This is a genomic window from Pseudomonas glycinis (genome assembly GCF_054871425.1).
The window spans coordinates 432,438-444,583 of record NZ_JBTYHF010000001.1 but is presented as its reverse complement, the minus strand read 5'-3'; the positions used below and the strand labels follow the sequence as shown (position 1 = coordinate 444,583).

The 12,146-nt window shown below is 61.0% G+C and carries 10 protein-coding genes; 8 read left to right on the top strand and 2 right to left on the bottom strand.

All coding sequences use genetic code 11. From position 1 onward, the window contains the following. Nucleotides 1-86: 86 nt before the first annotated feature. Together ACYSTU_RS02020 and gap are read right to left on the bottom strand one after the other, a co-directional pair. Nucleotides 87-614: an RNA polymerase sigma factor gene (locus tag ACYSTU_RS02020; protein ID WP_016773525.1), complete on the bottom strand. Its 528-nt coding sequence runs from the start codon at nucleotides 612-614 to the stop codon at nucleotides 87-89. A 198-nt stretch (nucleotides 615-812) separates the two neighbouring features. Further along, a complete protein-coding gene (gene gap, locus ACYSTU_RS02015) occupies nucleotides 813-1,814 on the bottom strand; it encodes a type I glyceraldehyde-3-phosphate dehydrogenase (RefSeq protein WP_016773526.1) in 1,002 nt (333 codons plus the stop codon). A 220-nt stretch (nucleotides 1,815-2,034) separates the two neighbouring features. On the opposite strand from gap, the gene edd reads away from it, so the two are divergent. From edd to ACYSTU_RS01975, 8 genes are all read left to right on the top strand, one after another. After that, nucleotides 2,035-3,861 (top strand): phosphogluconate dehydratase, encoded by a 1,827-nt coding sequence (edd, locus tag ACYSTU_RS02010; protein ID WP_498995525.1) that lies wholly within the window; start codon nucleotides 2,035-2,037, stop codon nucleotides 3,859-3,861. Beyond that, nucleotides 3,858-4,817 carry a glucokinase gene (locus ACYSTU_RS02005; RefSeq protein WP_336342207.1) on the top strand — a complete coding sequence of 320 codons (960 nt, stop codon included), beginning with the start codon at nucleotides 3,858-3,860 and terminating at the stop codon, nucleotides 4,815-4,817. Before edd ends, ACYSTU_RS02005 begins: the two co-directional genes overlap by 4 nt. A 174-nt stretch (nucleotides 4,818-4,991) precedes the next feature. Beyond that, on the top strand, nucleotides 4,992-5,723 hold the full coding sequence (locus tag ACYSTU_RS02000; RefSeq protein WP_016773529.1) for a response regulator: 732 nt from the start codon (nucleotides 4,992-4,994) through the stop codon (nucleotides 5,721-5,723). Continuing rightward, nucleotides 5,713-7,182, top strand: a complete 1,470-nt coding sequence (locus ACYSTU_RS01995) for an ATP-binding protein (RefSeq protein ID WP_071173345.1) — start codon at nucleotides 5,713-5,715, stop codon at nucleotides 7,180-7,182. The genes ACYSTU_RS02000 and ACYSTU_RS01995 overlap by 11 nt, the downstream gene beginning before the upstream one ends. 321 nt (nucleotides 7,183-7,503) lie before the next feature. Next, nucleotides 7,504-8,763 (top strand): D-mannose isomerase, encoded by a 1,260-nt coding sequence (locus tag ACYSTU_RS01990; protein ID WP_498995515.1) that lies wholly within the window; start codon nucleotides 7,504-7,506, stop codon nucleotides 8,761-8,763. 118 nt (nucleotides 8,764-8,881) lie between these two features. Next, nucleotides 8,882-10,183: an ABC transporter substrate-binding protein gene (locus ACYSTU_RS01985; RefSeq protein ID WP_024014061.1), complete on the top strand. Its 1,302-nt coding sequence runs from the start codon at nucleotides 8,882-8,884 to the stop codon at nucleotides 10,181-10,183. A 214-nt stretch (nucleotides 10,184-10,397) separates the two neighbouring features. Beyond that, nucleotides 10,398-11,306, top strand: a complete 909-nt coding sequence (locus ACYSTU_RS01980) for a carbohydrate ABC transporter permease (protein ID WP_016773533.1) — start codon at nucleotides 10,398-10,400, stop codon at nucleotides 11,304-11,306. Beyond that, on the top strand, nucleotides 11,299-12,144 hold the full coding sequence (locus tag ACYSTU_RS01975) for a carbohydrate ABC transporter permease (RefSeq protein ID WP_039758116.1): 846 nt from the start codon (nucleotides 11,299-11,301) through the stop codon (nucleotides 12,142-12,144). Before ACYSTU_RS01980 ends, ACYSTU_RS01975 begins: the two co-directional genes overlap by 8 nt. The last annotated feature ends 2 nt before the right edge of the window (nucleotides 12,145-12,146 follow it).

Here is a 12,146-nt window from a genome sequence, read left to right as displayed (position 1 = left end):
CTTCTGGCGAAGCAGTTTCTAGCTTCGAGCTGCAAGCTGCAAGCCGGATGCGTTACTGCTTTTTGTTTTTACTTGTAGCTTGCAGCTCAAAACTTGCCGCTGCCGTTATGTCGTTCGGCAACGCCGATGCAGATCGACATGATCAGTTTCAGTTCCTTCTGCACGGTGCTCAGCGAAACATCAAGTTCATCAGCGATTTCCTGATAGCTGTGCCCGTGCAAACGGCTGAGGATGAAGATCTGTTGCTGGCGCGGGCTGAGTTGGCTGAGGCTCACGTTCAAACGCTCCAGCAGTTGTTCGGCGTGGGCGGCGTCTTCGGCGCTGCTGGCGGGCGCGGCGATGCTCTGCACGACATCTTGCGGCACGTCGTCGACCATGGTCCGCGCATGAATCTTGCGCGCACGCAAATGGTCCAGCGCCAGATTGCGCGCGGTCTGGAAGACAAAGGGTTCAAGGTGATCGATGGCCCGTTCGCTCAACGCCCGGGTCACGCGCAGGTAGGTCTCCTGCAACAGGTCTTCAGCGGTGCTGTGATTGTTGACCATCCGTTCCAGCGTGCGCAGCAGGGAAGTGCGCTGGGCGAGGAAGACGTGGTTGAAGCGCGATTGACTCACGGGAGGACCTGATCCATTTCGAGCGAATGATAATGCTTATCATCCAGCTGAATGGTCAAGTGCTGATTTCGAATTGAAATCGGATCTCCTGTGGGAGCGAGCCTGCTCGCGAAGGCGTCGTGTCAGTCAATTCCATATCGACTGGCAGAAAGCTTTCGCGAGCAGGCTCGCTCCCACAGGGTTTGGGGCCGGCTGGGATTATTCGGCGTTACACAACGCCAGGCAGTTATCCAGCATGCGGTTGGAGAAGCCCCATTCGTTGTCGTACCAGGCCAGCACTTTCAGCAACTTGCCGCTGACCTTGGTGTGGTTGGCGTCGAAGATCGACGACAGCGGGTTGTGGTTGAAGTCGCTGGAAACCAGCGGCAAGGTGTTGTAACCGAGAATCTTCGAATGCTGGCTCGCCGCTTTCAGCAGGGCGTTGACTTCGTCGGCACTGGCTTCTTTCTTCAGTTGCACGGTGAGGTCGACCAGCGACACGTTGATCACCGGTACGCGCACAGCCATGCCGGTCAGTTTGCCCGCCAGTTCCGGCAGCACCAGGCCTACCGCTTCGGCTGCGCCGGTCTTGCTCGGGATCATGTTCTGCGTGGCCGAGCGGGCACGGTACGGGTCGCTGTGATAAACGTCGGTGAGGTTCTGGTCGTTGGTGTAGGCGTGGATGGTGGTCATCAGGCCGCTTTCGATGCCCAACTCGCGATGCAGCACCTGCGCCACTGGCGCGAGGCAGTTGGTGGTGCACGAAGCGTTGGAAATGATCTGGTGCGACTGACGCAGAATGTCGTGGTTGACGCCATAAACGACGGTGGCGTCGGCGCCTTTGGCCGGGGCCGAGATGATCACCTTGCGGGCGCCGGCGCTGATATGCGCGGCGGCTTTGGCACGGTCGGTGAACAGACCGGTGCATTCGAACACTACGTCGATTTTTTCAGCGGCCCACGGCAGGTCGGCCGGGTTGCGAATGGCGCTGACCGCGATGCGGTCGCCATTGACCGTCAGGCTTTCGTTATCGTGCGCCACTTCGGCGTCGAAAGTGCCGTGGACGGTGTCGTATTTGAGCAGATGGGCATTGATCGAACTGTCACCCAGATCGTTGATCGCGACGATCTGCAGGTCTTGACGATAGCCTTGGGTATACAGTGCGCGCAGGACATTACGGCCGATGCGGCCGAAACCATTGATTGCAATTCGAAGAGTCATGGAACAGCGCCGCCGTCGTTTTGTTGTTGGAATTACAAGATTATTCGCATAAAAATAGAAAACAAGCCTTTTTAGTGGCAATATTTTGTTTTATCTACAACGAGTGGCCTGAATCAACTGGTCCGAATGGTCAAAAAAGCCGTCTGTCATTCCAACAACAACGGCGTTTGATCAGCATAGACAATCAGGTCGCCACATCCGTTAGCCTGGAGTTCTACACATGCATCCCCGCGTTCTTGAGGTCACCGAACGGCTTATCGCCCGCAGCCGCGCCACGCGTCAGGCTTACCTTGCATTGATTCGCGGCGCCGCCACCGACGGCCCGATGCGCGGCAAGCTGCAATGCGCCAACTTCGCCCACGGCGTGGCCGGTTGCGGCACTGAAGACAAGCACAGCCTGCGGATGATGAACTCGGCGAACATCGCCATTGTGTCTTCGTATAACGACATGCTTTCGGCGCACCAGCCGTACGAAGTCTTTCCACAACAGATCAAGAACGCCCTGCGCGAGATCGGCTCGGTCGGCCAGTTCGCCGGCGGCACTCCGGCCATGTGCGATGGCGTGACCCAGGGCGAGCCGGGCATGGAACTGAGCCTGCCGAGCCGCGAAGTCATCGCCATGTCCACCGCCGTGGCGCTGTCGCACAACATGTTTGACGGCGCGCTGATGCTCGGCATCTGCGACAAGATCGTCCCGGGCCTGATGATGGGTTCGCTGCGTTTCGGTCATCTGCCAACGATCTTCGTCCCGGGCGGGCCGATGGTTTCGGGGATTTCCAACAAGGAAAAAGCCGACGTCCGCCAGAAGTACGCCGAAGGCAAGGCCACCCGCGAAGAGCTGCTGGAATCGGAGATGAAGTCCTACCACAGCCCGGGCACCTGCACCTTCTACGGCACCGCCAACACTAACCAGTTGCTGATGGAAGTCATGGGCCTGCACCTGCCGGGCGCGTCTTTCGTCAACCCGAACACACCACTGCGCGACGCCCTGACCCGCGAAGCCGCGCATCAGGTCACGCGCCTGACCAAGCAGAACGGCAACTTCATGCCGATCGGCGAAATCGTCGACGAGAAAGCGCTGGTCAACTCCATCGTTGCCCTGCACGCCACCGGCGGCTCGACCAACCACACCCTGCACATGCCGGCCATCGCCATGGCTGCGGGCATTCAGCTGACCTGGCAGGACATGGCCGACCTTTCCGAAGTCGTCCCGACCCTGAGCCACGTCTACCCGAACGGCAAAGACGACATCAACCACTTCCAGGCAGCGGGCGGCATGTCGTTCCTGATCCGCGAACTGCTCGGCGCCGGCCTGCTGCATGAGGACGTCAACACTGTGCTCGGCCATGGCCTGAGCCAGTACACCAAAGAGCCGTTCCTCGATAACGGAGAGCTGGTCTGGCGCGAAGGCCCGACCGACAGCCTCGACGAAAACATCTTGCGTCCGGTGTCCCGTGCGTTCTCGCAAGAGGGCGGCTTGCGGGTGATGGAAGGCAATCTCGGTCGCGGGGTGATGAAGGTTTCTGCCGTTGCGCTGGAGAACCAGATCGTCGAAGCACCGGCGATGGTGTTCCAGGATCAGCAGGACCTGGCGGACGCATTCAAGGCCGGTCTGCTGGAGAAGGATTTTGTCGCGGTGATGCGTTTCCAGGGCCCGCGTTCCAACGGCATGCCCGAGCTGCACAAGATGACGCCGTTCCTCGGCGTGCTGCAGGATCGCGGCTTCAAAGTGGCGTTGGTGACTGACGGGCGCATGTCCGGCGCGTCGGGGAAAATCCCCGCAGCGATTCACGTCAGCCCGGAAGCTTATGTCGGTGGCGCTTTGGCGCGCGTGCAAGAGGGCGATATCATCCGCGTCGATGGCGTCAAAGGCACCTTGGAACTGAAGGTCGACGCCGCCGAATTTGCAGCGCGCGAACCTGCCAAGGGCCTGTTGGGCAACAACATTGGCAGCGGCCGCGAGCTGTTTGGCTTCATGCGCATGGCCTTCAGCTCGGCGGAGCAGGGCGCCAGCGCCTTCACTTCTGCCCTGGAGACGCTTAATTGAAACTGGCTTTGGTCGGTGACATCGGAGGCACCAACGCGCGGTTCGCGTTGTGGCAAAACCAGCAACTGCAATCGGTTCAGGTGCTGGCCACGGCCGACTTTGCCAGCCCGGAAGAGGCAATCGCTCTTTACCTGAGTGGGCTCGGTCTGGCGCCGGGCTCGATCGGCTCGGTGTGTCTGTCGGTGGCAGGTCCGGTGAGCGGCGATGAATTCAAATTCACCAACAATCACTGGCGGCTCAGCCGCAGCGCGTTCTGCAAGACCTTGCAGGTCGAGCAGTTGTTGCTGACCAACGATTTCTCGGCGATGGCGCTGGGCATGACCCGCTTGCAGCCCGGCGAATTCCGCGTGGTTTGCGAAGGCACGCCGGAGCCTCTGCGCCCGGCAGTAGTCATCGGCCCGGGCACTGGCCTGGGTGTCGGCACCTTGCTCGATCTCGGCGAAGGGCGCTTTGCCGCGTTGCCGGGCGAGGGCGGCCACGTCGACCTGCCGCTGAGCAGTCCGCGCGAAACGCAACTCTGGCAACACATCTACAACGAGATCGGCCATGTCAGCGCGGAAACCGCGTTGAGCGGCGGCGGCCTGCCTCGACTGTACCGGGCGATCTGCGCGGTCGATGGCCATGAGCCGAAGCTTGAGACGCCGGAAGCGATCACCGCCGCCGGCCTTGCCGGTGATCCGATCGCTTTGGAAGTGCTCGAGCAGTTCTGCTGCTGGCTCGGCCGCGTGGCTGGTAACAACGTGCTTACCACTGGCGCGCGCGGCGGGGTGTTCATCGTTGGCGGGGTGATTCCACGCTTCGCCGATTTCTTCCTCGCCAGCGGCTTCGCCCGCTGCTTCGCCGACAAGGGCTGCATGAGCGATTACTTCAAAGGCATCCCGGTGTGGCTGGTGACCGCGCCGTATTCCGGCCTGGTCGGCGCCGGTGTAGCGCTGGATCAAGCAACACCTGTATAGAGATCGTTCCCACGCTCCGCGTGGGAATGCCTCAAGGGACGCTTCGCGTCCAGTGACGCGGAGCGTCACGGGCTGCATTCCCACGCAGAGCGTGGGAACGATCAACAGGCGACAAATTTTCCAGGTTCATCAGGCATAATCCGCCCCAACTCCAACAACAAGGATGCCTTCGAAGTGAGCTCAGTCAACAAGTCGATATTGTTGGTCGATGACGACCAGGAAATACGCGAGTTGCTGGAAACCTACCTGACCCGCGCCGGGTTCCAGGTGAGGGCCACCGCCGATGGTGCCGGTTTTCGTCAGGCGCTCAACGAGGCGCCCAGCGATCTGGTGATCCTCGATGTCATGCTGCCCGACGAAGACGGTTTCAGCCTGTGCCGCTGGGTGCGCCAGCATCCGCGTCAGGCGCAGGTGCCGATCATCATGCTGACCGCCAGTTCCGACGAAGCCGACCGCGTGATCGGTCTGGAACTTGGCGCTGATGACTACCTCGGCAAACCGTTCAGCCCGCGCGAACTGCAAGCGCGGATCAAGGCCCTGCTGCGTCGCGCGCAATTCGCCCACGAACGCAGCGGCAGCGAAGTGCTGGTATTCGACGACTGGCGCCTGGACACGGTCAGTCATCGGCTGTTCCACACCGACGGCGAGGAAGTGATTCTTTCCGGCGCCGATTTCGCCCTGCTGAAACTGTTCCTCGATCATCCGCAGCAAATCCTCGACCGCGACACCATCGGCAACGCCACCCGTGGCCGCGATCTGATGCCGCTCGATCGCATCGTCGACATGGCCGTCAGCCGTTTGCGCCAACGCCTGCGCGACACCGAAAAACCACCACGGCTGATCCGCACCGTACGTGGCAGCGGTTATCAGTTGGCAGCCAATGTGGTTGCCGGCAATGCTCACTGAGGCGCTGGGCAAATTCGCCAGTCGCATACCGGTGCCGCGCTCACTGCTCGGGCGGATGCTGCTGCTGACTCTGCTGGCGGTGCTGTTCGCGCAGACGCTGTCGAGCGTGATCTGGGTATCGCAGTTGCGCGCCACCCAGCTCGAAGGCCTGGTCACCAGCGCCCGCAGCCTGGCGCATTCGATGACTGCCAGCGTCAGCTATTTCCGTTCCTTGCCGGTCGCCTATCGGCCGCTGGTGCTCGATCAGTTGCGCAGCATGGGCGGCACCCGATTTGTCGTGACGCTCAATGACAAGCCGCTGGGCATGGACGTGCTGCCGGTGACGCCGCGCAAGGCTGCGGTGATGCAGGCGGTGGACGAAGTGTTGCGCCAGTCTCTGGGCCATGACACGGATATTTCCGTGACCTTCGTCAGCCCCGAAGACCTGCGGATCTTCAACGCCGGGCTGAAACTTGATGAATTGCCGCGCTCCTGGGCGCATTACGCGCTGACCCTGGAGCCGGTGAATCCACCGGTGCTGGTCACGCAGATTCAAATGGCTCCGGGGGAGTGGCTGTACATCGCCTCGTTGCTGCCGGAGCCGTACACCAGTCTCGAAGAGCAAGGCCTGCCGGCGCAGCAGGTGTGGTTTATCGTCCTCACCAGCGGCTTTTTGCTGTTGTTCATCGGCCTGCTGGTGCACTGGCAGAGCCGGCCGCTCAAGCGTCTGGCGCGGGCAGCGCGGGATCTCTCGCTGGGTGCCGACGTCGAGCCGGTGGCGGAGGGCGGTGGCAGTGAAGTGGTCGAAGTCGGTCGCGCGTTCAACACCATGCGCGAACGCATCAGCCGCTACCTGACCGAACGCAGCCAGTTGTTCAGCGCGATTTCCCATGACCTGCGCACGCCGATCACGCGTCTGCGCTTGCGCGTCGAACTGCTCGAAGACGAACAGCTGCAAGCCAAATTCGGCCGCGATCTGGATGAGCTGGAGCTGCTGGTCAAAGGCGCACTCCAATGCGTGAAAGACACCGACATCCACGAGAACATCGAGCCGGTGGATCTCAATCATGTGCTCGATTGCCTGGTCGAGCCGTATCTGGCGCCGAACGGCAATGGCCGCGTCACCCAGCATGGCCGCGCGCTGTCGGCGTATCCAGGCAAGCCGCTGGCGCTCAAGCGCTGCATCGGCAACCTGATCGACAACGCCTTGAAGTACGGGCAGAACGCGCATCTGCACATCGATGACGATGACAGCGCGTTCGTTTTGCACGTCGACGATGAAGGGCCGGGTGTGCCGCAGCAGCGGCTGGAGCAAGTGTTCGAGCCGCACTTCCGTCTGGCGGGACAGCAGCAGGGCTACGGACTCGGTCTGGGCATTGCACGCAACATTGCCCACAGCCACGGCGGCGAGGTGACGTTGCAGAACCTGCGTGAGGGCGGGTTGCGGGTGACGTTGCAGTTGCCTCGGTCTGTGGATTAGCCCCGAAAAGCCCCTCACCCTAGCCCTCCCGAAACGTCGGACCGCCCAGAGGGAGAGGGGACCGATTGGGGGATGCTGCTGAGCTGCGCTGACCTGTAAATGCGGTGGTGAATCCATAATCGCCAATATTTTTCAGGTCGACAGAGGACGCAAGACACCTCGGTCGGCCCCCTCTCCCTCCGGGAGAGGGTTGGGGGGAGGGTGCTTTTGCTCTTCTCTTTTGTCACGAGCTAGTGACAAATACCGTCCCCTTCGTTACAAGCCCGCCCCGGCCCGTTGTTTAGACTGCCCGCAGTCCTAACAACAAAAAAGGGTCACGCCATGGACACCTTTCACCCAGACTTCAGCAGTTGGCTGAATGCCCCTGCCCACCAGCAATGGCTCGCTGCCGAAGGCCTGCGTCTGCTGGATTTCGCCAAGGCATCACGACTGCCCGAAGGCTTCGGCAACCTCGACGAGCGCGGCCGTTTGCCGGCGCACGCGCAAGCCGAGACCATGAACACCGCGCGCATGACCCACAGCTTCGCCATGGCGCACATTCAGGGCCTGCCGGGGTTTGCCGAGCTGGTCGACCACGGTATCGCCGCGTTGCGCGGGCCTCTGCGTGATGCGCTGCACGGCGGCTGGTTTGCGGTGGCCGAACACCGCGACGACAATACCGGCAAGAACGCCTATCTGCATGCCTTTGTCGCGCTCGCCGCCAGCTCCGCCGTGGTCGCGCAACGGCCCGGCGCCCAGGCCTTGCTCGATGACGCCATCGACATCATCGACACTTATTTCTGGAGCGAAGAAGAGGGCGCCATGCGCGAATTCTTCAATCGCGACTGGAGCGAAGAAGAAGCCTATCGCGGCGCCAACAGCAACATGCACACGACCGAAGCATTCCTCGCGCTGGCCGATGTCACCGAAGATCCGCGCTGGCTGGTGCGCGCCCAGCGCATCGTCGAGCGGGTGATCCATGGTCACGCTGCAGCCAACGACTACATGGTCATCGAACACTTCGATCGCGATTGGCAACCGCTGCGCGAATACAACCACGACAATCCGGCTGACGGTTTTCGTCCTTACGGCACCACGCCGGGCCACGGTTTCGAGTGGGCGCGCTTGCTCCTGCATCTTGAAGCCGCGCGGGTGCAGGCCGGCATGCTTACGCCGGGCTGGCTGGCGACTGATGCGCAAAAACTCTTCGAAAACAATTGCCGGCACGGCTGGGATGTCGATGGCGCGCCGGGCATTGTCTACACCCTCGACTGGGATAACCGGGCCGTGGTCCGCCATCGCCTGCACTGGACGCATGCCGAAGCCAGCGCCGCCGCCAGTGCCTTGCTCAAACGCACCGGCGACGGGCAATACGAAAGTTGGTACCGGCTGTTCTGGGAGTTCTGCGAGACGAATTTCATCGACCGTTGCCACGGCAGCTGGCATCACGAACTCAATCCGCAGAATGTGCCAAGTGCCGATATCTGGCCGGGCAAGCCCGATCTGTATCACGCCTGGCAGGCTGTGCTGATTCCGCGATTGCCGCTGGCGCCGAGCATGGCCACGGCTTTGGCGCAGTCGTCCAGGCCTGTGCCTGTGTAACCATGTCGTGACATTTACGCGTCCCTTCGTTACCTGCGAAGCGAAACACTCTGTTTAAACTCCGTGCAGCGCAAGCACCAGACTTGCAATGCATAACAACAAGAAAGGTACATCTCGAATGAATGCGATTTCTCGCCTCGCTACTGTCATTTCTGTCGCCTCCCTGTTCCCGCTCGCAATCCTGCCGCTCAGTGTCTCCGCTGCCGATTCCAAAGGTTCGGTGGAAGTCGTGCACTGGTGGACTTCCGGTGGCGAAAAAGCCGCTGTCGATGTGCTCAAGGCCCAAGTCGAAAAAGACGGTTTCACCTGGAAGGACGGCGCTGTCGCCGGTGGTGGCGGTGCGACTGCCATGACCGTGCTGAAAAGCCGTGCCGTTGCCGGCAACCCGCCAGGCGTAGCGCAGATCAAAGGCCCGGACATTCAGGAATGGGCGTCGACCGGCCTGCTCGACACCGACGTTTTGAAAGACGTCGCCAAGTCGGAAAAGTGGGACAGCCTGCTCGACAAGAAAGTCTCCGATACCGTGAAGTACGACGGTGATTACGTGGCCGTGCCGGTGAACATTCACCGCGTGAACTGGCTGTGGATCAACCCGGAAGTCTTCAAAAAAGCCGGCATCACCAAGAATCCAACCACCCTCGAAGAATTCTACGCGGCTGGCGACAAGCTGAAAGCGGCGGGCTTCATTCCGCTGGCCCACGGCGGTCAGCCTTGGCAGGACAGCACCGTGTTCGAAGCCGTGGTGCTCTCGGTCATGGGCGTGGATGGCTACAAGAAAGCCCTGGTCGATCTCGACAACAAGGCGCTGACCGGCCCGGAAATGGTCAAGGCGCTCACCGAGCTGAAGAAAGTCGCGACCTACATGGACGCGGACGGCAAAGGCCAGGACTGGAACCTCGAAGCGGCCAAGGTCATCAACGGCAAGGCCGGCATGCAGATCATGGGTGACTGGGCCAAGTCCGAATGGACCGCCGCCAAGAAAGTCGCCGGCAAGGACTACGAGTGCGTAGCGTTCCCGGGCACCGACAAGGCATTCACCTACAACATCGACTCGCTGGCCGTGTTCAAGCAGAAGGACGCAGGCACTGCGGCCGGTCAGCAGGACATCGCCAAAGTCGTGCTGGGTGAGAACTTCCAGAAAGTCTTCAGCATCAACAAAGGCTCGATCCCGGTGCGCAACGACATGTTGAACAACATGGACAAGCTCGGCTTCGATTCCTGCGCGCAGACCGCTGCCAAGGACTTCCTCGCGGACGCCAAGTCCGGCGGCCTGCAACCAAGCATGGCGCACAACATGGCGACCACGCTGGCCGTGCAGGGCGCGTTCTTTGACGTAGTCACCAACTACATCAACGACCCGAAAGCCGACCCGGCCGATGCGGCGAAGAAACTCGGCGCGGCGGTTCAGTCGGCCAAGTAATGCTTGGCCCCTGTGGGAGTGAGCGTTTGTGGTGAGGGGATTCATTCCCGATGGGTTGCGAAGCGACCCCGGAAAGTTGCAGCGGCGCAGTGTCTGAAATACCGCATGTAATGATTTCGCGACTGCTGCGCAGTCGATCGGGGATAAATCCCCTCGCCACAGGGCTCACTCCTGCAAGGGAATGCTTTCGTAAACCCTTATTGTGGATTTCCCCATGAGTTCTGTTGCTGTGTTCAGCAAGGCCTCGCCGTTCGATGCGTTGCAGCGCTGGCTACCGAAACTGGTGCTGGCGCCGAGCATGTTCATCGTGCTGGTGGGCTTCTATGGCTACATCCTGTGGACGTTCATTCTGTCGTTCACCACCTCGACCTTCCTGCCCAACTACAAGTGGGCCGGTCTGGCGCAATACGCGCGGTTGTTCGACAACGATCGCTGGTGGGTGGCGAGCAAGAACCTCGCCGTGTTCGGCGGCATGTTCATCGGCATCACTCTGGTGATCGGCGTGTTGCTGGCGGTGTTCCTCGACCAGCGCATCCGTCGCGAAGGCTTTATCCGCACCATTTACCTGTACCCGATGGCGCTCTCGATGATCGTTACCGGTACCGCATGGAAATGGCTGCTCAACCCGGGCATGGGCCTGGACAAATTGTTGCGTGACTGGGGCTGGGAAGGTTTCCGTCTGGACTGGCTGATCGACCCTGATCGCGTGGTCTACTGCCTGGTGATCGCCGCTGTGTGGCAAGCCTCGGGCTTCATCATGGCGATGTTCCTCGCCGGCCTGCGTGGCGTCGATCAATCGATCATCCGTGCTGCACAGATCGACGGCGCGAGCATGCCGCGCATCTACTGGAAAGTCGTGCTGCCAAGCCTGCGCCCGGTGTTTTTCAGTGCGGTGATGATCCTCGCGCACATCGCGATCAAGAGCTTCGACCTCGTTGCGGCAATGACCGCCGGCGGTCCGGGTTATTCCTCCGACCTGCCAGCGATGTTCATGTATTCCTTCACCTTCAGTCGCGGCCAGATGGGCATGGGCTCGGCCAGTGCGATTCTGATGCTCGGTGCGATCCTCGCGATCATCGTGCCTTACCTGTATTCCGAGCTGAGGACCAAGCGTCATGACTAGTCTTGCTGCCAAACCCGCTATCAGCTTGAGCCGCATCGCGATCTACGCGGTGCTGATCCTCGCAGTGTTCCTCTATCTGGTGCCGCTGGTAGTCATGTTGCTGACCAGCTTCAAGACCCCGGAAGATATCAGCACCGGCAACCTGTTGAGCTGGCCGACCGTGGTCAGCGGCATCGGCTGGGTCAAGGCCTGGGCCACGGTTGACGGCTACTTCTGGAACTCGATCAAGATCACCGTACCGGCGGTAATCATCTCCACCGCCATCGGTGCGTTGAACGGTTACGTGCTGTCGATGTGGCGCTTCCGTGGTTCGCAGTTGTTCTTCGGTCTGCTGCTGTTCGGCTGCTTCCTGCCGTTCCAGACCGTGCTGCTGCCGGCCTCGTTCACCCTTGGCAAGATGGGCCTGGCGAGCACCACCACCGGCCTGGTCTTCGTGCACGTGGTCTACGGTCTGGCGTTCACCACGCTGTTCTTCCGCAACTACTACGTGAGCATTCCCGATGCGCTGGTCAAGGCTGCGCGTCTGGATGGCGCGGGTTTCTTCACGATTTTCCGCCGCATCATTCTGCCGATGTCGACGCCGATCATCATGGTCTGCCTGATCTGGCAGTTCACCCAGATCTGGAACGATTTCCTGTTCGGTGTGGTGTTCTCCAGCGGTGATTCGCAACCGATCACCGTGGCGCTCAATAACCTGGTCAACACCAGCACCGGCGCCAAGGAATACAACGTGGATATGGCAGCGGCGATGATCGCCGGCCTGCCGACCCTGCTGGTCTATGTGGTCGCAGGCAAGTATTTCGTGCGCGGGCTGACGGCCGGCGCGGTCAAGGGGTAATC

Bases quoted from the DNA above. Each gene is read 5' to 3' on its own strand.
- ACYSTU_RS01995 (WP_071173345.1), top strand. From the start codon at position 5,713: ATGCTCACTGAGGCGCTGGGCAAATTCGCCAGTCGCATACCGGTGCCG.
- ACYSTU_RS01980 (WP_016773533.1), top strand. From the start codon at position 10,398: ATGAGTTCTGTTGCTGTGTTCAGCAAGGCCTCGCCGTTCGATGCGTTG.
- ACYSTU_RS01990 (WP_498995515.1), top strand. From the start codon at position 7,504: ATGGACACCTTTCACCCAGACTTCAGCAGTTGGCTGAATGCCCCTGCC.
- ACYSTU_RS01975 (WP_039758116.1), top strand. From the start codon at position 11,299: ATGACTAGTCTTGCTGCCAAACCCGCTATCAGCTTGAGCCGCATCGCG.
- ACYSTU_RS01985 (WP_024014061.1), top strand. From the start codon at position 8,882: ATGAATGCGATTTCTCGCCTCGCTACTGTCATTTCTGTCGCCTCCCTG.
- edd (WP_498995525.1), top strand. From the start codon at position 2,035: ATGCATCCCCGCGTTCTTGAGGTCACCGAACGGCTTATCGCCCGCAGC.
- gap (WP_016773526.1), bottom strand. From the start codon at position 1,814: ATGACTCTTCGAATTGCAATCAATGGTTTCGGCCGCATCGGCCGTAAT.